The 23,664-nt window shown below is 55.8% G+C and carries 17 protein-coding genes and 3 pseudogenes; 8 read left to right on the top strand and 12 right to left on the bottom strand.

Translation table 11 applies throughout. From position 1 onward, the window contains the following. The first annotated feature begins 136 nt into the window (after positions 1-136). The 7 genes and pseudogenes from RBB80_RS02960 to hemH all read left to right on the top strand — a co-directional run bounded on the left by RBB80_RS02960 (position 137) and on the right by hemH (position 10,366). On the top strand, positions 137-1,390 hold the full coding sequence (locus RBB80_RS02960; protein ID WP_433966838.1) for a TolC family protein: 1,254 nt from the start codon (positions 137-139) through the stop codon (positions 1,388-1,390). 74 nt (positions 1,391-1,464) lie between these two features. Then, positions 1,465-2,685, top strand: a complete 1,221-nt coding sequence (locus RBB80_RS02955; protein WP_433966837.1) for an efflux RND transporter periplasmic adaptor subunit — start codon at positions 1,465-1,467, stop codon at positions 2,683-2,685. 6 nt (positions 2,686-2,691) lie between these two features. After that, a pseudogene (locus tag RBB80_RS02950) lies at positions 2,692-5,788 on the top strand (efflux RND transporter permease subunit). Between the two features lie 646 nt (positions 5,789-6,434). Further along, positions 6,435-7,528: pseudogene (locus RBB80_RS02945) on the top strand (catalase); the annotation flags it as partial. A 6-nt stretch (positions 7,529-7,534) separates the two neighbouring features. After that, on the top strand, positions 7,535-7,909 hold the full coding sequence (locus tag RBB80_RS02940; protein WP_433969452.1) for a catalase-related domain-containing protein: 375 nt from the start codon (positions 7,535-7,537) through the stop codon (positions 7,907-7,909). A 225-nt stretch (positions 7,910-8,134) separates the two neighbouring features. After that, the gene (locus RBB80_RS02935; protein ID WP_433966836.1) at positions 8,135-9,025 is read left to right on the top strand and encodes a LysR family transcriptional regulator; all 891 of its coding nucleotides are present in this window, start codon (positions 8,135-8,137) and stop codon (positions 9,023-9,025) included. A gap of 264 nt (positions 9,026-9,289) precedes the next feature. Beyond that, positions 9,290-10,366: a ferrochelatase gene (gene hemH / locus RBB80_RS02930; protein WP_433966835.1), complete on the top strand. Its 1,077-nt coding sequence runs from the start codon at positions 9,290-9,292 to the stop codon at positions 10,364-10,366. Positions 10,367-11,699: 1,333 nt separating this feature from the next. Here the strand turns inward: hemH and RBB80_RS02925 are convergent. After that, positions 11,700-12,023, bottom strand: a pseudogene (locus RBB80_RS02925) (transposase); the annotation flags it as partial. Between the two features lie 208 nt (positions 12,024-12,231). Between RBB80_RS02925 and RBB80_RS02920 the strand changes: the two are divergent. Next, the gene (locus RBB80_RS02920; protein ID WP_433966834.1) at positions 12,232-13,401 is read left to right on the top strand and encodes a winged helix-turn-helix domain-containing protein; all 1,170 of its coding nucleotides are present in this window, start codon (positions 12,232-12,234) and stop codon (positions 13,399-13,401) included. 76 nt (positions 13,402-13,477) lie between these two features. Here the strand turns inward: RBB80_RS02920 and RBB80_RS02915 are convergent, their stop codons facing one another. The 11 genes from RBB80_RS02915 to cobU are packed head-to-tail and all read right to left on the bottom strand — an operon-like array spanning position 13,478 to position 23,628. Continuing rightward, positions 13,478-14,593, bottom strand: a complete 1,116-nt coding sequence (locus RBB80_RS02915) for an aminotransferase class I/II-fold pyridoxal phosphate-dependent enzyme (RefSeq protein ID WP_433966833.1) — start codon at positions 14,591-14,593, stop codon at positions 13,478-13,480. Continuing rightward, positions 14,590-15,543: an adenosylcobinamide-phosphate synthase CbiB gene (gene cbiB / locus RBB80_RS02910; RefSeq protein ID WP_433966832.1), complete on the bottom strand. Its 954-nt coding sequence runs from the start codon at positions 15,541-15,543 to the stop codon at positions 14,590-14,592. Before cbiB ends, RBB80_RS02915 begins: the two co-directional genes overlap by 4 nt. Further along, positions 15,540-17,150 carry a cobyric acid synthase gene (locus RBB80_RS02905; protein WP_433966831.1) on the bottom strand — a complete coding sequence of 537 codons (1,611 nt, stop codon included), beginning with the start codon at positions 17,148-17,150 and terminating at the stop codon, positions 15,540-15,542. Before RBB80_RS02905 ends, cbiB begins: the two co-directional genes overlap by 4 nt. Next, positions 17,147-17,830 (bottom strand): 5,6-dimethylbenzimidazole synthase, encoded by a 684-nt coding sequence (bluB, locus tag RBB80_RS02900; RefSeq protein ID WP_433966830.1) that lies wholly within the window; start codon positions 17,828-17,830, stop codon positions 17,147-17,149. The genes RBB80_RS02905 and bluB overlap by 4 nt, the downstream gene beginning before the upstream one ends. Continuing rightward, entirely contained in the window at positions 17,827-18,405 is a 579-nt protein-coding gene (locus tag RBB80_RS02895) for a cob(I)yrinic acid a,c-diamide adenosyltransferase (protein ID WP_433966829.1), read from the bottom strand. Before RBB80_RS02895 ends, bluB begins: the two co-directional genes overlap by 4 nt. After that, a complete protein-coding gene (locus tag RBB80_RS02890; RefSeq protein ID WP_433966828.1) occupies positions 18,402-19,274 on the bottom strand; it encodes a hypothetical protein in 873 nt (290 codons plus the stop codon). The genes RBB80_RS02895 and RBB80_RS02890 overlap by 4 nt, the downstream gene beginning before the upstream one ends. After that, positions 19,271-19,861 carry a histidine phosphatase family protein gene (locus tag RBB80_RS02885; protein WP_433966827.1) on the bottom strand — a complete coding sequence of 197 codons (591 nt, stop codon included), beginning with the start codon at positions 19,859-19,861 and terminating at the stop codon, positions 19,271-19,273. The genes RBB80_RS02890 and RBB80_RS02885 overlap by 4 nt, the downstream gene beginning before the upstream one ends. Next, positions 19,858-20,622 carry an adenosylcobinamide-GDP ribazoletransferase gene (gene cobS / locus RBB80_RS02880; RefSeq protein WP_433966826.1) on the bottom strand — a complete coding sequence of 255 codons (765 nt, stop codon included), beginning with the start codon at positions 20,620-20,622 and terminating at the stop codon, positions 19,858-19,860. Before cobS ends, RBB80_RS02885 begins: the two co-directional genes overlap by 4 nt. Then, entirely contained in the window at positions 20,619-21,671 is a 1,053-nt protein-coding gene (gene cobT / locus RBB80_RS02875; RefSeq protein WP_433966825.1) for a nicotinate-nucleotide--dimethylbenzimidazole phosphoribosyltransferase, read from the bottom strand. Before cobT ends, cobS begins: the two co-directional genes overlap by 4 nt. 14 nt (positions 21,672-21,685) lie before the next feature. After that, entirely contained in the window at positions 21,686-23,077 is a 1,392-nt protein-coding gene (locus RBB80_RS02870; RefSeq protein ID WP_433966824.1) for a cobyrinate a,c-diamide synthase, read from the bottom strand. Then, the gene (cobU, locus tag RBB80_RS02865) at positions 23,074-23,628 is read right to left on the bottom strand and encodes a bifunctional adenosylcobinamide kinase/adenosylcobinamide-phosphate guanylyltransferase (RefSeq protein WP_433966823.1); all 555 of its coding nucleotides are present in this window, start codon (positions 23,626-23,628) and stop codon (positions 23,074-23,076) included. The genes RBB80_RS02870 and cobU overlap by 4 nt, the downstream gene beginning before the upstream one ends. Positions 23,629-23,664: the final 36 nt, after the last annotated feature.

The raw sequence follows: 23,664 nt of genomic DNA, 5'->3' as shown, positions 1-23,664 counted from the left end.
CACGTTGTTCAAAACTTTGAACGCGGGTTTGAATTTTTGTCCACATTGGAAACAGCGGGGTCGTAATCACCGGTTATTTCAATAGCCTGGTACACGAATTGTTTGGCCTTTCAGTTGCCTTATCCACGTCAGGCATATGAGGCAAACAATATCAAGATCGCTGGTTTCTCTGACTGTAGTGATTGCCGTTTTGGTTCTCTTCTCGCCCTGCGGCTTCGCGGAGGATCCATCACCGCAGGCCCTCTCTCTTAGCGACGCGATTAGGTCGGCCATGAGCAAGCGGGCAGAGCTGCAGGCGGCGGCGCAGGTTGAGGCATCAAGTGCCCAGCTGCGCCGTCAGGCGGGATCTATTCCCAACCCCAGGCTGTTTTATCAGTCGGAAAATCTGCGGCCTGGCATGGACTTCACCCAGAACGTCGATACGTACGCCTACGCGACCGAAGCGCTTGAGGTGTCTGGAAGACGGGCAGCGCGCATTGCCACGGCCACCAGCGCCGTTCACCGGTCGCAACTCACACTCGAGCAACAGAAGAGGTTAATCGAACTCCGCGTAGCTCAAACGTACTGGGATGCCCTGCGCCTTCAGTATCTGCAACTTCTGACGGAGCAGAGTGTCGGGTACTATCGCGAGATTCTCGACTACAACGAGAAGCGCTTCAACGAGGGAAAGATTGCCGCAGCCGATCTTCTGCGCGTGCGGCTGGAAGAGGCTCGCGCCGAAGCGAATACTGAATCCGGAAGATTGGCAGAAGCCGGGGCCAAGCAGAGGCTTGCCCGTGAGATGGGATTGGCTGCAGCGGAAAACTGGCGCCTGAGCGAATCCTTTGAGTCACTCAACGCGCCAAAGAATCCGGAATCCGCGGGCAGTCCAGAGAACGAGCGTATCGAGGTCAAGCTGGCTCAGCAGGCAATCGATACCGCCCGAGCGAATCTTATGACGCAGAAGGCTCAAGGGCGGCCCGATATCGATGCACTCTTCGGATACAAGCGCACGGTTGGCTTGAACACGATGATTGCCGGCTTTCAAATGAACCTGCCCGTCTTCGACCGCAACCAGGGAGCGGTAGCCGCGGCTCGATTCGATGTCGAAGCCAACAGGTCCACACTCACTGCTGTCCAACAGCAGAGTGCGAGCGATCTGGCACTGGCCCGCATGTCCTATGAGACGTGGGAGCGCCAGGTTACGGATCGTTATCGGCCTCTTCTCGACCAGGCAGTCGATATTGCAAATATCTCGCGCGCCGCATATCGCGAAGGCGGCACCGATCTGCTCCGGCTGCTGGATGCGGAGAAGTTGCGTGTGGACACACAGACCGCATGGGTGGAGGCGCTGGGCAATTACCACCAGAGCGTTGTGTCACTGGAATACGCAGAAGGGCTGGAGCCATGAATATGGAAACTGATTTGCGAGAATCTGTGAGATTGCGAGCGGGACAACAGAAATGGAGATGGTATGTCATAGCGATGCTGACGCTTTCGGTCCTTGCAGCGATCGCAGGCTTCGCGAGCGGTCGCCACAGTGCGGCAGCAAGTGAGTCCAATGCTCACGCCAATGGCTCGAGCCAGATTGCTGGGTCGAAGAACGCAAGCGACGGAGCGGCGATAGTGCTTCCCGTCGCCGAACAACGGGGAGCTATCGCCACCACTACGCTCGTTGTCCAGCAAGAATCGGATCTGCTTCAGTTCCCAGGGAAAATTGTGTTGCCCGACAATGAGAGTTGGCATGTTGGCGTGCTGACAACAGGCCGCATTGAGCGCATCTATGCCAATTTGGGAGACTACGTGCATAAGGGCGAGGTGCTGGCGCGCATGCACAGTCACGACGTACACGAAGCTCAGGCCGCATACGCGATGGCGGTTGCCGAGAAAAGCCGTCTGCAGTCCGCTGAGTCTCTGGCGCAAGTAAACTTCGATCGCATGCAGCGTCTTTATGCTCTCCGCGCCGCTTCGGTCGAGCAGACAGAGCAGGCGCGGCAGGAACTGGTCAATGCGAAAACAGCCCTTGAGAATGGCCAGATCGATGTCGTCCGCAGCAAAACACATCTGGAGGAAAACCTAGGTATTTCCGCCGACCTGCCGGCAAACGCAAAGAACGAAACTGCGGAATTGATCCCGATTGTCGCACCGGCGAGCGGATACGTTCTGCAGAAGAATGCGACTCCCGGCACGACCGTGGCGCCAGCCACCGACATCTTCGTTCTCGGAGACCCGAGGCACTTGTGGATGCTCGCCTCCGTAGGTCAGGAGCAACTCAGTCAATTGAAGGTTGGCCAGAGCGCATGGGTGACGCTTCCAGGGGACACGGGGCAACGATTCGCTGGACGGATTAGCAATCTCGGTCAGGAGTTCGACCCAACAACGCGCCGTCTTCAGGTTCGTATCGACATAGAACACAGCGGAGGAATTCTACGCCCCGAGATGCTGGCAACAGCAGAGATCGCTGTCGGTGAAACGCGTCCGCTTATCCTGATTGCGCCAGAGGCCGTGCAGCAGGTGAACGGCCAAGATGTTGTCTTTGTTCGCCAGGCAGCCGAGCGCTTCACACCGCGCCCGGTGCGGGTTGGCAGTTCCGTGAATGGCAAAGTCGCTCTCGCTGAGGGCGTGCGCCCAGGTGAAGAGGTGGTGACCCAGGGCAGCTTTCTACTGAAATCTCAACTCCTTAAAGCTTCCATGCAGGGGGACTGATCCGACATGTTCGCAAGAATTCTTACTTTCTCGCTTGCACATCGCTGGACCGTACTGCTTGGCGTTCTTGTGCTGATTGCGGCCGGCTGCTGGGTCGTTTACACCATTCCTGTTGATGCCTTTCCTGACCTGACCAACAATCAGGTCGTCATCGTGACCGAAGCGCCGTCGATGCCTCCCACGGAAGTCGAGCAGCTTGTCACCTATCCTGTTGAGCGCACGTTGATGGGAATGCCGAAGCAACAGGAGGTGCGCTCCTCTCCAAGCTGGGGCTATCGATGGTGACCGTGGTCTTCGACGACACTGTCCCTACCTATTTCGCGCGCCAGCTGGTCAACGAGCGTCTGCAACAGGTGGCAACTTCGCTTCCCGCGGGGATACAGCCGGTCCTCAGTCCGCCATCGACGGCCTTTGGGGAACTCTATCAATACACGCTTACAGGAAGCGGACTCTCCCCCATGGAACTGAAGGACGTGCAGGAGTGGGAGATCAAGCCGCAGCTGCGAACGATCCCCGGTGTCAGTGATGTCAATACCTGGGGCGGCGAGACAAAGCAATATCAGATCAAGGTAGATCCGGCACTTCTCCAACAGTATGGACTCACGCTCAAGGACGTGGCCACGCGAGTAGGCGAGAACAACACCAACTTCGGTGGCGGATACATCGAGCACGCGTATGAACAGTACACCTTGCGCGGCCTTGGCAGGACCACCAGCGTCGGCGATATTGGCAACATTGTTCTGCTTGCCAACCAGGGCACGCCGGTCATGCTGCATGATGTCGCGCAAGTGACGATTGGACCAGCGCCCCGCCAGGGCGCTGTCCTACGGAATGGCGAGGCCATCTCGGGCATGGTCATCATGTTGAAAGGCGAGAACGGCAAACATGTCATCGAACTGGTGAAGCAGAAGATCGCCAGTCTCCATTTGCCAGCAGGTGTCACGCTCAAGCCCTTCTACGATCAATCGACTGTCATTGATGGAACCATTCACACGGTTGAGCATAATCTTTTTGAAGGCTTCATCCTGGTCACCGTGGTGTTGCTGCTCTTTCTCGGCAGCTTCCGTGCCGCACTGGTGACGGCATCGATCATTCCACTCTCTCTGCTCTTCAGCTTCCTGGGGATGAAATTCTTCGGCATCAGCGCTAACCTGATGAGCCTGGGCGCTATCGACTTCGGCATGATCGTCGATGGCGCTGTCGTGATGATCGAAAACTCAGTGCATCGAATGCAGGAACATGGGGAAGAGGAAGCTCCGATGACTTCGATTGCCACTGCGGGCCTTGAGGTCGCTCGGCCAATGGCATTTGGCGTCGGCATTATCATTGCTGTCTATCTTCCTATCCTCTTTCTGGAAGGGCTGGAGGGACGGATGTTCCGCCCCATGGCCATCACGGTCTGCACGGCGCTGCTCGGCTCCTTGCTGCTAGCCCTCACCGTCATTCCCGTGCTCAGCTCCTTCGTATTTCGCAAGGGACTTCGCCGGAAGAAAAAGGAGACGAACCAGCACTGGATGGAGCGGTTGAGCCACCGTTACATCGCGGGCCTGTCCTGGGTGATTCGCCACCGCATCGTCATCATCGCCGCAATGGCCGTCGTCATGATCGCCTCGCTGGCTTCACTGGCATTTATCGGCACCGAGTTCATGCCGCGTCTCGACGAAGGCTCCATCCTGGTTGAGACACGCAAGCTCCCGGGTGTCTCGCTCACTGATTCCATAGAGATCTCGAAGCGGGTCGAGAAGACACTCCGCGCCTTTCCGGAGATTGAGGATGTTACGACCAAGATCGGCCGCCCTGACTTTGCCACCGAGGCCATGGGCATTAACGAAGGCGATGTCTATGTTGCCGTCGCCCCAACTCACGAGTGGAAAAGGTTCCACTCCAAAGAAGAACTCATCGATGCCATGGACAAAGCGCTCGCACAGATTCCCGGCATTAGCTATGACTTTACCCAGCCAATGGCCATGCGGCTCGACGAGACCGTGTCCGGTGTGAAAGCCGATCTGGCCGTCAAGGTATTCGGAGACGACTTCCAACAGCTCGACTCGCTCGCGCAACAGGTGCTCCACCAGGTAAATGCCGTACGCGGCGCGGCCGACGCGCAGATGGAAATCAACTCCGGCGTTGCGGAGCTGACTGTGAAGATTCGCAGGGACGCGCTGGCGCGCTATGGGTTGAATGTTCTCGATGTGCAACAGGCAGTGGAGGCGGGCGCTTCGGGAGCGGTGGTCTCGCAGATGATCGACGGCCAACGCCGTTACACCATCGCGCTGCGCCTGCCCGATCGGTATCGCTCCGACTTCGCATCCATGCGGGAGATCCCATTGCATGCTCCAGGCGGGGCGATGGTGACGCTGGGTCAGGTTGCGGACGTCGATGTGACACGCGGAGCTGAGAAGATCAATCGCGAACAGGGACAGCGGCGCATTGTCGTCATGTCGAATGTGAGAGGCCGCGACCTTGGCAGTTTTGTTGCGGAAGTCCAGCAGAAGGTGAATAACAATGTGAAGCTGCCTGCCGGTTACACCATCACTTATGGCGGTCAATTTGAGAACCAGCAGCGCGCAATGCGGCGACTCTTGTTGGTGGTCCCACTGGCGCTCGCAATCGTATGCGGCCTGCTTTATATGACATTCCATTCCATCAAGCAGGCCATGCTGATTCTGGTCAATGTGCCATTCGCGCTGGTGGGCGGCATTGCCGCTCTATGGATTTTCCACCTCAATCTGAATCTCTCCGCTTCGGTAGGCTTCATCGCCCTGCTGGGGTCGCAGTACTTAATGGCGTAGTGCTCGTCAGCTCCATCAACCAATTGAGAGACGAGGGCGCATCGCTACGCCATGCAGTCCTGCAAGGAGCAGGCCGCCGTTTGAGACCGGTATTGATGACAGCCCTTGTCGCCAGTCTCGGATTCGTTCCCATGGCTATTTCCAATTCAACTGGAGCCGAGGTTCAGCGGCCCTTGGCGACAGTCGTGATTGGCGGACTTATCAGTTCAACGTTACTGACTTTATTTTTGCTGCCCACATTCTACGATTGGTTCGATAGGTCCCCTAAATCTCAAGACGCGGCACACAATAGGGATCTGACAGCTGTCTGATCCGAAGCTCAAAAAGTTCACTGCGTGAGTCCTTGAACCTCACATCAAAGGTCACGCTTGAACAAGTTTGACAGCCTCGGCTTCCATTTTGCGTTGATCCTGCCACAGACAGCATCTTCCATGACTCCCAGTCAAACCGAAACATTTGATGAAGAACGCTGGAACCTTCAAGGGTAATCGGAACGCTTGGCAACTCAGGCGCGGTATTTTCCCTCCAATCCATCTCAAACACCAGTCTAAGCGCCGTCCTCGACCTTCCAAAGTCGAGGCGCATTGGTTACGCGCGTCTCAAGAGCAGCGCCAGGCTCAGGAGATTGACTGCTTTTACGAAGTGGTTGCGAACCGTAGCGGAATCGATCGCAAAGCCGGATGCAAAGAAACTCGCACGAGCCGCGTCAATGGTGCGCTCTCGCAGCTATTTGGAAAATGCAATATCAACTATAGCCCAGCCCATCTACCTCCACGCCTGCTGAGGCGATACGCTCAAAGTTGTTTCTGGGAGTAACTCGCACACAGCAGACGCAAAAAGGCAAAGAACGCTGCTCGCATAACGAGTTCGCTCTCTATGGCAATTGTTCCGGGGACTTCCGCTACGGCCTGAAGTGAGGGAGCGGCCTTACAACCAAGTACGAAAAAGAGGAGAATCATGAAGAAACTGACAACAGCGTTCGGCGCTCCAGTTGATGACAACCAGAATATAAAGACCGCTGGCAAACGCGGACCGGCCTTACTCGAGAACGTATGGCTTATAGAGAAGATGGCACACTTTGACCGCGAGGTGATTCCAGAGCGGCGTATGCATGCCAAGGGCGCAGGCGCTTTCGGAAGCTTCACCGTAACGCACGATATCACCAAGTACACCAAGGCGAGGATCTTCTCCGAGATCGGCAAGGTGACTCCGATGTTTGCTCGCTTCTCGACCGTTGCCGGTGAGCGTGGTGCAGCCGACGCTGAGCGCGACATCCGCGGCTTCGCGCTGAAGTTCTATGCCGAGGAAGGTAACTGGGACCTCGTTGGAAACAACACACCCGTCTTCTTCATTCGTGATCCACTCAAGTTCCCCGATCTAAACCATGCCATCAAGCGCGATCCGCGAACTGGCATGCGCAGCGCAGATAGCAACTGGGACTTCTGGACGAACCTTCCCGAGGCTCTGCACCAGGTCACCGTTGTCATGAGCGACCGTGGAATCCCACGCTCGTTCCGCCATATGCACGGCTTTGGCAGCCACACGTACAGCTTCATCAATTCGGAGAACAAGCGTTTCTGGGTGAAGTTCACCTTCAAGACCCAGCAGGGCATCCAGAACCTCACGGATCAGGAAGCGGAAGCCCTTGTGGGTAAGGATCGTGAGACACACCAGCGCGACCTGTACGAGGCCATCGAGAGGGGCGACTTCCCCGCTGGAAGCTGTATGTGCAAATTATGAACGAGGAGGATGCGAACACCTACCACATCCACCCGTTCGATCTCACGAAGGTGTGGCCTCACGCGGACTACCCTCTGATCGAAGTCGGCGTCCTGGAGCTGAACAGGAATCCCGAGAACTTCTTCGCGGATGTCGAGCAGGCTGCCTTTGCTCCGACGAACATCGTCCCGGGAATCGGCTTCTCGCCGGATCGGATGCTTCAAGGACGCCTATTCTCGTACGGCGACACGCAGCGCTACCGCCTCGGCGTCAATCACTTTCAGATTCCGGTAAACGCGCCGAAGTGCCCCTTCCACTCTTACCATCGTGACGGTGCGATGCGTGTCGACGGAAACTATGGCGGCACGACCAGCTACGAGCCGAACCGTCATGGCGAGTGGCAAGAGCAGCCCGATTACTCGGAGCCGCCGTTGGCAATCAACGGAGATGCTCAGAAGTTTGATTTCCGCGAAGACGATCACGACTACTACTCGCAGCCGGGCAACCTCTTCCGTATGTTCAGTCCCGGGGAAAAGCAGCGTCTGTTTGAGAACACTGCTCGAGCTCTCGGTCCGGCCTCCAAGGAAGTCCGGGATCGCCACGTTGCGAACTGCACCAAGGCGGACCCGAATTACGGCGAAGGCGTTGCAACGGCTCTTGAAGCCTTCCTCGCGAGCACAAGTAACCCGACGTCAACCTCCATAGCCCTGTAGGCTGCACCACCTGGCTCCGTAACAAGTAAATCTGTTGCGGAGCCGCTTTTTTATTGCCTTCCCTGAGGGGAGAGGAGAGGACAGTTGTCGAGTAATGATTTTGGATCCGATCCACGAGGCAGGGAATCGATAGCTCGGCCGGAACTGTAAGCCTCCTCTCAAGAGTTCCGTAGCTTTCCAATCGCTACTACGCCAGTTCCAAACACGGCTATCATAGAGAAGGCCATGGAACTTCAACAGCTTAGGTACTTTTGCTCGGTCGTTCGATATGGCAGCTTCACAAAGGCTGCAGAGCAGGAAGGGATAGCTCAGCCGACGCTCTCTCTGCAGATTCGCAGACTAGAAAAATCAGTTGGATCGACCCTCTTTGTGCGGCTCGCCAGGTCAGTACGCTTGACGCACGCCGGTGAGATCTTCTACTCCCACGCAAAGGAAATACTGAGCCGATCCAAGCTCGCAGAGTCGCAAGTCCGGCAGCTGGAGGATGGCATCCGTGGACCGCTTCGCATCGGCGTGATCCCGACGGTCCTTCCATACCTACTCGCACCATGTCTTCCCGAATTCTCGACCCTGTTTCCAGAGGTCGACATTATTCTGACGGAAGACATCACAACGAACCTCGTCGATAAGCTTCGTGCCGGCGATCTCGACGTCATCATCGTGAGCCTGCCTCTACGTCAACCTGATCTTGTCTGCAGCGAATTATTACGTGAGCCCCTTGTTCTTGTGGCTCCAAAAGAACACATACTTTGTCAGGCGCAACCCGCCAAACTGGATCTTTCCGGTGAGCGGCTTCTCCTTTTGAAGGAAGGTCATTGCTTTAGGGACGACATGCTTATTGCCTGCAGGCGAGGCAGCGCGGAGATGGCACCCGTCTTCGAGTCCGATCACTTTGGATCAATCTTTCCTCTAGTAGCCTCGGGAGCCGGAATAACGATCGCACCACGAATGGCGGCGATCCAGGCTGATGGCTGTGCTGTTATGCCCCTGCCTAAGGAGCAGTCGAGGCGCATTGGTTACGCGCGTCTCAAGAGCAGCGCCAAGTTCAAGACATTGACTGCTTTTACGAAGTGGTTGCGAACCGTAGCGGAATCGGTCGCAAAGCCGGATGCGTAGAAGCTCCCACTAGCCGTGTCAATGGTGCGCTTTCACAGCTACTCGGAAAATGCAATATCAACCATAGCCCAGCCGATCTACCTCCACGCTTGCTGAAGCGGTACGCTCAAGTTGCTTCGGTGAGTAACGGCGCGACTGCCGACGCTTTTGCCCAATAGCTGGACGATCCGGAGATACTCGGGATTTTGAAACAGGCCCCAAAGGTCGATTGAAGATGTGAACGCAGTAAACGGTATACACCGATTGGTGGTGAAGGGAGTTGAGATGAAGAAGGAAATCGAAGCTAGCCCAAAAGAAGCGGTCCTGTTGCTCGCGCACGGAACTCCGGACGTGCTCGGAGAGATGGAAGAGTACGTCAAGCTTGTAACCGGTGGACGCGGTGTTCCGCCTCAGGTTGTGCATGAGCTTCAGGAGCGATACGCGGCAATCGGCCTCCGTGACACAACCTCAATTGCAGGTCCGCACCTGACTCGCTGGACCATGCGGCAAGCAGACCGTTTGCGTGGGCGCCTAGACTACCCTGTGTATGTCGGCATGCGTAATTGGAAGCCGTTCATCCGCGACGTCGTCGATGACATGACGTTGGCTGGTATCGAAAGGATACGGGCAATTTGCCTGGCGCCTCAGAACTCACGGACCAGCGTTGGTCTGTTCAAACGGGCAGTCGAGAATGCGGTTGCTGGATCGTTCTCCGTCGACTTCGTCGCAGGTTGGGCGGACCATCCCATGCTCATCAAAGCCTTCGCGCAGAGGATGCAGGGAGCGTTGAATGCCGCCCGATCGAAACGTCACGACCGTGTTGCCGTTTTGTTCACGGCGCACTCAGTTCCGACACGTACTATCGAACCTTCCGAGGCCCCGGTTGAATACCACGGGATGATTTTGGCGCACGGTCCCGACAGCTATGCGGATGACTGCAAAGAAACAGCACGGTTGGTCGCTGAGGAGTTGAAGGATATCCTGAGCCCCGATGACTGGTACTTCGCGTTCCAGAGTCAAGGCATGAGCGGTGGGCCGTGGATCGGTCCAACCGTCGAGGACACCTTGTCGCAGCTGAAGGCGGATGGTTACGAAACGGTTGTAATCCAGCCCGTTGGCTTTCTCTGTGATCACGTTGAAGTCCGCTACGACATCGACATCGCGTTCCAGGAGACAGCAAAGAATCTGGGACTGAAGTTGATTCGCGCTGGGAGCCTCAACGACTCCAGTCTTCTCATCGACGCGCTAGAGGACCTTGCGCTGTACGGCAAGGACTATCCCGCCTCTAGTTCATCATCTTCGGTAGATGCATTCCTCTACCGGAATGCTGGCAGTCCCAATTTGAATAAGCTCACTGCTTGACACTCGCGCAGCGGCCGAGATCTGAGAGACGAGTCTCGGCCGCACTTGAAGCATTTTCCACGTCGCGGTTACCGGCAGCTGATCTCAGGCTAGATACGTAATCATCTCATCCGTCAGAGGCTGCCGAACAGTTGGGTCGCCGTCTTGCTCTCGAACTCCTTCCGGCTCCGAAACGACCTCAACGCGAACGATGAGTGGAGCGTTTACGTCTGCGACGGTTCCCAGGATCGCCCAACGGCGACCGCGTCGTCGGCAGTACATAACAAAAGGGACCTGACAGCCACCTCCCAGCAGACTCAAGGTGGAAGCGGGTTGGTGCGTGATTCGTGATGGAAAGCGCTTCGATGGTGTACACATGGCTAGCAGACCGAGAGAATCCTAAACCTGCCAATATTCGTCGGAAATGGATGATGTCCCACTATGAGATTCTTTGTGGCCCTGAGACGTATCCGCGGGCATGGCGGAAGCGTATCCGATTGATACGAAGGACGTTAGAGCAGCTCCGATTTAGGATCGTTTGGGATCATTTGTGATGGTTTCCTCCCCAGCTTGTTCCCCTATTGTTCCCGAGGATCAAATCACTCTCTGGTGCCCCTGTCTTTCATCAACCGTTTCATTAGCCGTATATATGATCCGTTATTTGTCCTGCGACCTGAGCAATATGTTGAGCCCGCGCCAGAAGTGCAAGCGCTCGCGAACCTGATATTTTCACAGACAACACTCGCTTCGAGTAATGCGATTTTTGCTCTTCGATGCCGCATCCGCCTCTGGTCGGGTGCTCGATGCCCGGGATGAATCACGGGCATCGGACATTCTTGGTGTTATGTGGTTGCAAACGAAACGACTGCGATCTGCGGAGCCTTCCTGCCATCCTTTGTTGACCGGAATCTTGACGTCCACGCGGCGGTGTAGACCGCAATTTCCTGCTCGACAACCATAGCCCTAACGGATCGAATGATGGCTTCCCTATCACAGGCACTTTCCTCAAAATTGGAGCTTAAGCGCTAGCTGGACCGATCGGGGGACCCCAATTTGATACAGAGGGTTGAAACCTGCATGATTGCCCCCGGCTAGCCGGTGTGCATTCGAGAAGGGTGATCTCTCGCTCTTCATCGCGCTCGAGGGGAAACACGTGTTGACGTTTTAGCTCCTGCAGTCGCTTAGAGCTGAACCTAGTTCTGTATATCTGAGGAAGCTGCTTGTGCATGGTGCCCGATCCGCCGTCCTCCGCGTCAAGCGAGAACGATCGCCGCTCGGTCCTTGGCTCAACGCTCTTGAGCGCCGGTCCCCGGTCAAGGTAGTGATCACAGCCGCAGCTAACAAGCTTGCCCGTAAAACGCGAATGTCGTTCCACCAGGGTTGGGATGTGACTGTTCCTGGTGCCGCCGAACAGATCGCCCTCCCAATGACGGGGAATGGCGCGGTCTTCAATTTCTGCAGGTCTTTCCCGAATGGAGATGGCATCGACGATCTGACCTCGGGACTGTCCACCAGCCCGAGAGTGCCGTGAGCGGCGGATACACCGCTTGGACCGCAGGTGCTGAATCAGCTCTTTTTTCAACACTCGTCGTGCTTGGATGAATAAGCTGCGGTAAATGGTTTCGTGGGACAAGCGCATGCTCTCGTTCCTGGGATACCGTATCTTCAACCATCCCGAAAAACTGGACGATCTTTTGAGTTGAGTCACTCGGCTTCCTTTAAGACAACAAATGGAACGTTGCGAACCCTACGCAGGTGGCGGCGCGATGTTCCTGAAGAGAGCGTGACGCTTGTCTGAGAGTTTTCTGATGGATGGTAACCGTTCGTAAATGAGCAATTTGAAGGAAAGCGGAATCAGGGTGGAAGAGCGCAGGGCAGATTTTAAGGTGGGGGAATGGATTGTTCAGGTAGAGCTCAACTCGTTGACAAGGGATGAAGTAGTTCGCCACATCGAGCCCAACGTCATGAAAGTGCTGCTTACCCTCTCCGCTCAACATGGCAAGGTTGTGTCCAAAGACGAGCTATTATCTAATGTTTGGCCCGACACCTTTGCCGGTGACGACGTCCTGACTCGATGCATCTCCATTCTTCGGCGAATCACCGAAGACGATGCCCATACTCCTCATTTCATTCAAACGATCCCGAAAGTCGGCTACAGGCTGCTAGCTCCCGTCTCCGAGCTGGCCGTGGAAGTTCAAGATGACGTATCCACAGTCCAAGGCTCCCCTACCCCGACTTACCGAACCTGCACCGGTTCATTCCTCCCAAGCTTCCAGTCAGCAGGGCCGCAGGGTTATTTGGTGGACCGCGGCGGCCGGGCTGATTTTAGTCTCTCTTTTTGCAATGTGTCCTACCAAAAGAGCAAAACAAAACTGACCGAAGCTTCTGCCTCCTTTCGGACGATCCAATTCACCTCTTACGCTGGGGAGCAGATCCAACCAGCGTTCTCGCCGGACGGGAGGCAAATTGCGTTCGTTTGGATCGCCGAGGACGCCGCGTCTCGACGGATTTATGTCAAGACCACCGTTGCGGGCGGACGCCCAAAGCAGCTCACCTTTGGGGACGCGAACGATATTACTCCGCGATCGTCGTACGACGATCAGTCCATTTACTTCCGCTCCAACCGAGGCGACCGGTGGCAGCTTTGGCGTGTTTCGGCAGCAGGCGGGGATCCGCAACCTGTGACCACAGGAGACGGAATCATCCCGCAGGAGTCGCCTGATGGCAAATGGCTTTATTACACCCGCGGCAATGAGAACGGAATCTGGCGGGTGCCACCGTCGGGTGGTGCAGAGACCCAAATTCTGGCGCAGCCATCGGCAGATTATTGGGGATACTGGCAGGTTACTTCCAGGGGAATCTTCTATCTGGACCGCAGCGCCTCATCCGCCGCGATCCGCATCTTCAATCCCTATACAAAGGTCACATCCTTGTACACATTGCTGAAGGAAGTGCCCCCCGTTTATTCTGGTCTCGCCGTTGCACGAGGAGGAAAGGTCGTCCTACTAACGATCAGCACGATGCCGGAAGACACATCACCCTTATCCAGGCTTTAGGTCAATGATTGTTTTTGGTTCCTTTATGGTGTCCCCCGCCAAGGATAGTTCGAAAATCGTCCAGTAGGGCCGACCATTATTCTTTTGTTCGCGCGAGCACGCGCTCCAGGCCGCGAACCAGTCTCTCATTATCTGCTTCAGAACGAACTGCAATTCGCAGGTGCCCACCTGGGAGTCCGTTGAAATTTATGCAGGAGCGAAGCACGATCTGATGCTCGACTATCATCTTCTCCCAAATGAGATGGATGTCTACCTCTGCGGCAAACCGCAGCAGTAAGAAATTCGTACTCGAGGGATAGGTGAAGATCTTCAAACGAGCGAGTTGATGCTCCAGCCAGGTTCGTCGTAAACGATTCTCCCGGCGCGTGACCTCTGCATAGGAGTTATCCCGCAGAGCGGCACAAACTGCATCTGAGGCCAATGTTGTGATTGGCCATGGCGCAATCCTACGATTCAGATCCTCTATCGAAGATGCATTACTGACTGCGTAGGCGACACGTAATCCTGGGATTGCAAAAAATTTTGTAACCGAACGGAACACAATTAAGTTTTCTTGTTCAGCGGCAGCTTGTGTCAGGGACTGTGCTGGGACGTAATCTATGAAGGCCTCGTCGAGCAGTACTTTGATTTCGTGCTCTGCGGCCATCTCTATCAGGTGTTGCATACTCTCCGCTGCGCAAAGCACTCCGGAAGGGTTCTGGGGATTGGCAATCAAAAGTGCGTCACAGCCGTCGTCCAGAAGAGTCCGCACCAGGATGCCCGGCTCGTACGGAAAGCTCTTTTCTGTTGAGAGATTGTACGGAATCACTGTGACGCCTGCGTTCGCGAGCGTTCGCGAATACTCGCTGAACGAGGGCACAGGGAGGAGACAACGTGTAATCCTGAACGAACGCAGAGCGGCTTCGAGCAGAGGTACAAAACCATTTGCTACGGCGATGTTTTTTGGCAAGATATTTGAAGCTTGCGCGAGTACTTTCTTGAGTTGGGTAAGTTCAAGATCTGGATATGCTGCCAGAGTGGCGGGGTCTGCGAGTGCTCGATGCAGCGCCGCGAGTGCAGAGGCGGGAGGGCCCGCCGGATTGATGTTGGCACTGAAATCAACTAACTGCTCGGTTGGGACGCCATACCGTGCAGCGATCTGACGAAGTTGCCCACCGTGCGCTGGCAAGAAAACCTGCGGAGGGTGATTCATCTTCGTCCTCGGTGCAGCAACAGTGCGGCAACGGCTCCAACGGCAGAGACGACTGCGACTATTCTGATTCCCTGTCTTGCTTTGAGTGCAGTGGGCGGCGGAAAGCGCGCGCCGATGAGAGGCGCAGGCACTGGCTCGCCAGCATAGTAATTTTCCCCTCCCAGTCGAACCTGCAGCGCGCCGGCCATGGCACTCTCTGGCTGTCCCGCATTTGGACTTTTGTGTTTCATGCCGTCGCGACGCCACGTCTCGAGTGCCGACGCAGGACTTGCGTCTACTACGACGGTAGCGGCAACGATACCTAAGGCTGTCAATCGGGAGGGCAGAAAATTGGCGACATCATCGAGCCGCGCTGCAATTTTTCCAAAGTAAAAATACCTATCGTCTGCATGGCCGATCATCGAATCGAGGGTATTAACTGCCTTGTAGGCCATAGCGAGCGGAATCCCTCCGATAGCCATGTAAAAGAGTGGTGCGACGATGCCATCCGAACTACTTTCCGCGACGGTCTCGATCACCGCACGGCTGATGTCGTGCTTGTCGAGCGACTGCGTATCGCGGCCGACGATCCGTGCCAGTCTCTGCCGCGCCCGAGCGTTGTCGCCTTCCTCCAGGGCGGTGACAACTGCAGAAGCCTCATCGTGCAGACTGCGCGATGCGAGGCATGTCCACGCAAGCAACGTCTCTGCAGCGAATCCCAATCGTCGACCTCGTTTGTTCGCGCAGGCGATCATCTTCGCTGTACCTAAATACACCGAGACGACCACGCTGAAGGTCAGCACTCCGCCAGTCACAAAGTCGGCTGCGGGGGTCTGCCTAGTCCTCCGCAGAATTCGCTCTCCCTCCTCGATTCCTCTGCCAATCAGCCGAACGGGATGAGGGAACCATTCAGGATCGCCAGCTATCCAGTCGAATATATAAGCTGCCGCGAGAACTCCTCGACTGCTCATCGTTCAACGCCTGCCCTTCGAAGTTGCGGGGAGCGGTATTCCGGAAGATGTAGCTTATAAGGCAGCCCCACCCAATCGAAGACTGCTTTCATATCAAGTGCACTCTCTACCTCACGTGCGAGGCGATTCAGCGAGTCTTCGCGAAGTTGCTTCCATGGATTTGTTATTACCGGAGAAGAGAGCTTGTGAAACACGCGCGCGGCATCAAGAAACTGATGGCGAAAGTTATCTTCGTCGAAGATTCCGTGGAGGTAGGTGCCGAAGACGCGTGTGTCAGCACTAACGCAGCCGTCTCTACTTATGTCGGATGGGTCGTCCTTAGAGAAGAGAGTCGAAAAGTGCGTAGCCCCCTTCTCATAGTCTGTATGTCCGATATGAATCTCATACCCTGCGACTCCGCAGTCCATAAAATGTTGTCCGAACAGAACAGCGGCCGCCAGCTGTCCCTTTGCGTTTCGGGTCACCTTCTCCGTTTGCATAAGAGTGTGAATCGGCAGTAAACCAAGACCCGCAACCGATCCTTCGCGTTCCATTCCAGAGGGGTCATTGATCGTTTTGCCGAGCATCTGCATGCCACCGCAGATACCTGCAATAAGACCTGTCTGCGCGTACCGTTTTATGGCTATGTCCAAACCGGATCTTTTCATCCACAGTAGGTCGTCAACGGTCTGCTTACTACCGGGCAGAATGACCACGTCAGCCCATGTGAGTGCCTCTGCAGTGCGGCAAAACAGAAAAGATACAGATGGCTCCGCACGCAATGAATCGAAGTCCGTGAAGTTCGAAAAAGAGGGCAGCGCAATCACAGCGACCCGCAAAGCACGGTCGGTCGAGCTATCTGACGTCTGCGCTGGTGTCCACTGAGTTTGCATTATAGCAGGCAAGCCCAGGCTGTCTTCTTCTTCGAGCATTAGCGAAGGCAAGTAAGGAACGACTCCCACGCACGGCTTCTGCACTCGCTCTTCGATCATTCGTACCCCGGGCTCTAGAAGCTTTGCATCACCGCGAAATTTATTGATCGCGAATCCGCGAATGCGTTGGCGCTCGTCAGGCTCCAATAGTTCAAGCGTTCCAAGCAACGACGCGAAGACCCCGCCGCGATCTATGTCCCCGACAAGCAGGCAGCGTGCTTCGGCCATCTCTGCCATTCGCATGTTTGCAATATCATGTTGCTTCAGATTGATCTCTGCAGGCGATCCAGCGCCCTCCAGAATAATCACCTCATATTGGGAGGCTAGAGAGTCATAGCTCTCGCGGACCACTGGCAGCAACTCTTCTATGCGTCGTCGATGATAATTCGCTGCAGTGACACGTCCCCAGATCTTTCCACACACAACGACCTGAGAAGAATGATCGCCAGACGGCTTGATCAAAATAGGATTCATGTGAACCGAGGCCGCGACTCCAGCGGCCTCGGCCTGCAATGCCTGCGCTCTCCCAATCTCGAGACCTTCAATAGTTGCCGCAGAGTTCAACGACATGTTCTGAGATTTGAATGGTGCGACACGATAGCCGTGCCGCGCAAAGATGCGACACAGGGCGGCCGTCAGCAATGACTTACCGACATGTGAGCCTGTGCCCAGAACCATAATGGCTCGCGCCTTCATGACGCGGTTCGTCTTTCATCCCAATTGCTATCGTATTGGTCCAGCGAGAGCACGTTCTTCAGTGGTGTCCTCTTTTCCCATCCCGCGCGCTCCAAATCCGGCGACGTCGAAAACGCATCCACGTATCCCAGGCACAGATAGGCAACCGGAGTTATATGAGGGGGAATCTTCAGAGCCTCACGCAATAAAACTGGCTCGAGAATACTCACCCAACCAACGCCAATTCCCTCGGCCCTTGCAGCGAGCCACAGATTCTGAATCGCGCAGACGGCTGAGTAGATCGCGGTCTCAGGCATCGTTCGCCTCCCTAGCTGATGCCCTTGGCTACTCTGCGAATCACACACAATGCACAGATTCTGCGGCGCTTCCAGAATTCCTTCGAGTTTCATTCCGGCGTAGCTCTGTTGCTGTTCTCCTTCGTAGCCCGCCAGCGCCTGTTCGTTTGCCTCGAGAAAAATCTGATGGACTCTCAGACGCACAGTGAGTTCGCGCACAACGATGAATCGCCAGGGTTGCATCAGGCCTACAGAAGGTGCACTGTGTGCGGCCTCCAGAAGCCGATGTAGAAGTTCATCTGGAATCAGCTCGGGCAGATAGCCGCGACGTACGTCTCTCCGTTCGCGAATAGCCCTGTAAACCGCCCTTCGCTCACTCTCATCGAAGCCTGTAGCCTTCGTCATTTCCATGCCCTTGACCACTTCGGTCCTGCGGTATCTCCGCTGCGCAACCGTGCATCCACGCCTGCCTTCACTTCAATGAGTCTGCCGAAGAGCCAGATCACATCGGACAAGCGATTGAGATAAGAGAGTATCTCAGGCTTAAACTCTACACCGCTGTTCGCAAGCCGGACCGCGTTCCGCTCCGCCCGGCGGCAAACTGTGCGTGCGACCTCGTAGGCTGCAGATTCAGTATGTGCGCCGGGTAATGACCAATCGGAGAGTATGCCTTCGGTCGCCTCGATCTGATGAACTAGATCGGTCAGCATATCAACGTCCTCGGTCAAGACAGAGGGTGGACTCTTCTTACTCTCTGGAGGAGTAGCCAGTGCGGATCCCACTCGAAACAGCGTGCGTTGAATCGTCTCGGTCCAGTCGTGGATCTCTTTGTTTGTGCAGATGCTACGGGCAAAGCCCAGAGTGGAGTTCAACTCGTCGACTGTGCCATAAGCCTCTACGCGCAAGTCAGCCTTCGAGATGCGGATCCCGCCCGCCAGTCCGGTCTCGCCTCCATCACCACGTTTTGTTGCGATGCTCATAGTCTCTTCTCCTGTCCTTCTTCGATTTCGTCAAATGGCTCTAGGGACTCTTCAACACGAACGCGAATGACCTTGCGAAGAGCCGTTCTCTCGTAGCGCATGATCATGCTGCTATCAAGAAAATCCGTGACCCGCGGAGGCCTATCGGAGAACAACTGCTCTTCATGGAAGAACCATGGGGTCGTCGCGCCCACCTCCTCGATGCTCCGTGCATAGATCACGACGGCAGGAATGCGATTTACTCCCGCCTGTAGTAGATGGTAGGCGCGATGGTAGCCATCACGCAAAAACCACCGTCCGCGGAACTCAGCCACCTCAAAGAAGGGGCTGCCGCCGTAAAGCGAAAGCGGCAACGCCCCACATCCGTTTCTCTTCGGAGTAAATCGCAGCTGCAGATCCGGATTGCTCGAGTGCAGGCGAATATCCAAGCGGTCAGTTTCGCTGTCGTTGTGAATTAGTACGTGCTCGGTATCGCGTTCGGAGCCGACTGCGAGCGAGATCAATCCGGGCCAATCACCTTGTCTTGGCGTGAACGAAACTTCTCGCGAAGGACTAAAGATCAACCTGCGTTGAAATGCAAGCAGGAGGCGCAGGTCGACCACGCCGAGCGTCCAGTCAAGGCCCTGATTATCCAGGTGCAAGTCTTCGCGTTGCGTTACCATCGCGAGCAAAGGTTGAATGTCGCGTGTCTCTTGCTCGAGCAGGGCGCTGGTAGTTGCGTGACGATCGCGTTCGGTTAATCTCGCGCCTGCTTGTCTAACTCGGGCAGCCAACTCTGTCGAATCGAAACCTGCGGCGCCGTCGCGGTAGGAATATTCGTCCAAACCCCAGGCTATCAATTCATGCACGGCAACTTTAGAAGAGGTCATGAGTTTGCTCCGATGATCGGGGTGGCCTGGAGCGATGGTGCAACAGCATGCCGAACTATGGCACAGTAAGTCTTAGTCTGCCTCCAGGCATCGGCCTGGTTGCAGTTGTTCAGCGAACACAACACAGTTCTCAGCACGCCGGCGTGAGTCACAACCGCGATGCTTTGTTCTGCTGCCTTTGTAGACAAAAACTCCACTTCATTCAACACGCGCTGTTCAAAGTGTCTGAAGGCTTCCCCATCAGGGGCGGCCAGCATCGGGTGTTGCGCTATCCATCGACGCGCAAAAACCGCATCCCGTTGCTCAATCTCTTTCCAACTAAGACCTTCCCATCGGCCGAAGCTGATCTCGCGCAGTGCTCGACGCGCATGACACTTGACTCCGAATGCCTCGGCGATTGCGTTGGCAGTCGATGAAGCGCGACGCAGATCGCTCGTGTAAACAACGTCGATGTCCTCATCGCGAAGTTTGTTGATTAACTCGGAGATCTGTTCGCGACCACGCGCATTAACCTCAGGGTCAGAGTGGCCGCAGTAGGTTCCGGCCATATCTGTCTCTGCGTGACGAACGAAGAGTATCTCGCTCATGCGATCCATACTCCACAAAAGTAAACCGCGATTTCGGTGAGTTGATTGGTTGCACCGAAGCAATCCCCAGTCACACCTTTGATCTTTCGGTAGTAGAACCAACCGCTTAATACCACTACAAGAAGAGAAACGAGAAGAGGCTCCGCGGAAGCACCCCGAAGAGCGAATACCACGACTGCGGCAGAGAAGATCGAACCGAATAACAGCGAAGGTAAAGATGTGAGTCGAGCGATGCGCGCACCTTGTCCCTCCTGTTCGCGAGCAGGAGGAAGAAAATAACTCAGCGGAAGGGAACTCCATCGGCATAGTACATGAGCCGAGATGACGTATGCCGCAAAATGCTCCATTGGCAACGAAGACAGCAGCAGATAGCGCGCCAGTAAAGACAGGACAAGTGCGGTTGCGCCGTAACTTCCAATTCTGCTGTCCCGCAGGATCGCCAAAATTCGATCTTTGGCCCATCCACCTCCGAATCCGTCGGCGGTATCTGCAAGGCCATCTTCATGCAGGAAGCCGGTAATCAGCACGAGGTAAGTCAGCACGACCAGCGCGACAAGAGGATGAGTCATGTGCGTTGTCAGCAGCTTTTGCAGTAGCACGGCCCCTGATCCGACAACCAATCCAACCAGCGGAAAGAATTTGACGGCACGCGAGAGGGAATCGGACTTGAACGCTATTGCAGGCATGGGAATTCGTGTGAGGAATTGGAAGGCGACCACGAACTCTTCGCCAAGCCTCCGAATCTGTCCCGCGACTGTCAATCCTTAGCCTCGCTCACACCGGCAGATTCGAACGTCGCCATCTGGTTGTAGAGGCACATTGCGGACTCGAGGATAGGCATGGCCAGGACTGCGCCAGTGCCTTCGCCAAGACGCATATTCAATGTAAGAATCGGCTTCAATTCCAGATAGTCGAGCAGCGCCTGGTGTCCTGGTTCTTCGGATTTATGCCCAGCAAAAAGATAGCCGCGCACCGCGGGCGCCAACGCAAACGCAATCGCCGCAGCTGCCGTCGAGATGAATCCGTCCACGACCACTGCCACTCCATGTCGTGCCACGCCGAGTATGAAGCCGGTCATAGCAGCAATCTCCAGCCCGCCAACGATGCGGAGCACATCGAGTGGATCACGCCAGGCATCGCTTCCCGATTCTCCGAAATATTTACGCGAAACCACTTCGATAATCCGGCATTTGTGCTTCAAAGCTTCGGTATCCAGGCCGGTTCCTTTTCCAGTAATAAGATCAGCCGGTCTACGGGTAAGCAGAGACGTGATGGCGCTCGCTGCCGTGGTATTTCCAATGCCCATCTCTCCGACGGCGACTAGGCTATGTCCTTTCGCCTTCGAATCGTCGGCAAGATCCAGTCCAACCTCGATAGCTTCTGTCACTTCCTCTTTGCTCATCGCGGGCTCACGCATCATGTTCCGCGTTCCCCTGCGCACTTTTCGATGCAGCAAACCGTCGATCCCATCGAAGTCGGCATCAACGCCCACATCGACTACACTCATCTCGACGCCATGAAGCTTCGCGAGCACATTGATAGCTGCACCATGAGCAAGAAAGTTGAGTACCATCTGCCGCGTCACTTCGCTTGGATACGCACTGACGCCCTCAGCAGTGACTCCATGATCGGCGGCAAAGACGTACACCGCCTTTCGCAACCGTTCCGCATAGTCTTGCTGTCGAATCGACACCATCTGTGCAGCAAAATCCTCCAGCCGACCGAGGCTGCCAAGCGGCTTCGTCAACGCATCCAAGTGCGCTCGCGCCCGTGCAAGCCATTGTTGACTTGGCGGCTCGATTGTCGACATGATCCTAGAGTTGCTCACCGCGCCACCGTCTGCAATGCGCGTGCTCGTCGAACTGCAGCGACAAAATTTATCGCGATCGTAGGATTCGCTCGCAAGTGCAGATGAACATAACTGGCGAGCACATTGCCCTGGCGGAATCCTTCAAGCTCTTCTTTCCCGGACATGGAGTATTGCACGCGATAAGTTGTCGCTGCTGCTCCCCGCGAGACAATACATGAGTAGTGAAAGCTGTGCCCGCGCACAGTTGTCCCCTTTGCGCCCAGCAGACAGTCTTCAGTGAACTCTACAGTGACGTATCCAAACTGGACGAGCTTACTGGTCATCTGCATTGAAAGTGGCAGCACGTCACCCATAGCGTAGGTCTCTCCGTTGACGGTGCTGAGGCTCTTGGACAAATAAATCAACCCACCGCACTCCGCATAGACCGGTCTTCCTGAAGCAGCAAAGACACGAAGGTCATCCAGCATCCCGTGATTGTTGCTCAACTGTTCTGCATGGAGTTCGGGATATCCTCCTCCTAAGTAGAGCCCGTCCAGTCCTGCTGGAAGACACCGGTCGTGCAGTGGACTGAACTGAACGATCTCGGCTCCCTGTTCGCGCAGAAGATCCAGATTGTCCTCGTAATAGAACGAGAAAGCATGATCCGACGGCACGCCGATTCGCACACCTTCTTCGGATTGCGAGTGCCTCACGCCGGAATCCTGATCCTCGTTCAGCGTCAAGCCACACTGCAATTCAAGCAAACGATCAAGGTCGAAGAACTTTTCCGCAAGCGCAGCCAGTGTGTCGATCGCAGCATCATCTTCAATCGCAGCCTCAGCCGCACCCTGCAAGCCAAGATGTCGCTCGGGAATTGCAATCTTCTGATCACGCGGCAGCCAACCCAGAATCTTCGTCCTGCACGAGCTCTCAATCGCAGCCCGCAGCATCTCGTAGTGTCGCTCCGTCGCAACACGATTCAGAATCACACCCGCAAGCCGCAACTCCGGATCGAACATCTCAAAGCCAAGCAGAACTGCGGCGATGCTCCTCGCTGTCTTCGCAGCGTCGACAACCAGCACCACCGGCAGCTTCAGCAGCTTGGCGATCTCCGCGGTGCTGCCCGTTTCGGTGTTCCCATTCTTTCCGTCGAACAACCCCATCATGCCTTCGGCGACCAGAACATCCGCTCCGCGCGCGACATCTCGCAGAACGCTACGATTCGCCTCTTCGCTTAGCATCCACGTATCGATATTTCGAGCCTTTCGGCCGCATATGCGCGTGTGATGTCCAGTGTCCAGAAAGTCGGGTCCACATTTAAACGGCTGCACGGCAAGGCCACGTCGTCGGAGGCCCGACATAATCGCCAGCGCGACCGTCGTCTTGCCAACTCCACTGGCAGTGCCCGACACTAACAGGCCTTTCACAGCGTCACCTCAAGGTGTCCCTTCAAGGCAAGCGGCAGTCCCGCCACCATCAGCACAACATCGTCGGCAACTCTCGCGACGCTCTGATTAATCTCGCCCAGCAGATCGCGATATCGCCGCCCCAGGGGATACGCCGGCACCACTCCGCTGCCTACCTCGTTTGAAACCAGCACGACAGAACAACTTGCCGACCGCAAAGCCTCACACAGAGCCTCAACGCGCCGATCCACAGCACGCCGGTCGTCGCCTTCAGCCTCAAGTAGATTCGCAGCAAAGATCGTCAGGCAGTCCACAACCATCACATCGCAGTTCTTTCCCTGCTGCGCAAGCACCTGAACCAGTTCCAGCGGCTCCTCCACGGTGATCCACTCTGCAGGCCGCTCTTCGCGATGACGTTCGATCTTCTGCTGCATCTCGTCGTCCGAGACCTTTGCCGTCGCCACAAAAATTACACGGCTCTCCCGCTCGGCAAGCTGTTGCGCATAACGGCTCTTGCCGCTGCGAACGCCGCCAAGAACGAGGGTCACGGAACTCTGGCGCATCTCCTGCATCGTTAGCTCCTCGCCCGGCGTCTTTCGAAGCAATCG

Origin of the sequence: Tunturiibacter gelidiferens, from assembly GCF_051013345.1 — a bacterium.
In the GTDB taxonomy this organism is placed as follows: Bacteria; Acidobacteriota; Terriglobia; order Terriglobales; family Acidobacteriaceae; genus Edaphobacter; species Edaphobacter gelidiferens_A.
The sequence above is the reverse complement of the archived record's forward strand: the minus strand, read 5'-3'. Positions and strand labels throughout refer to the sequence as shown.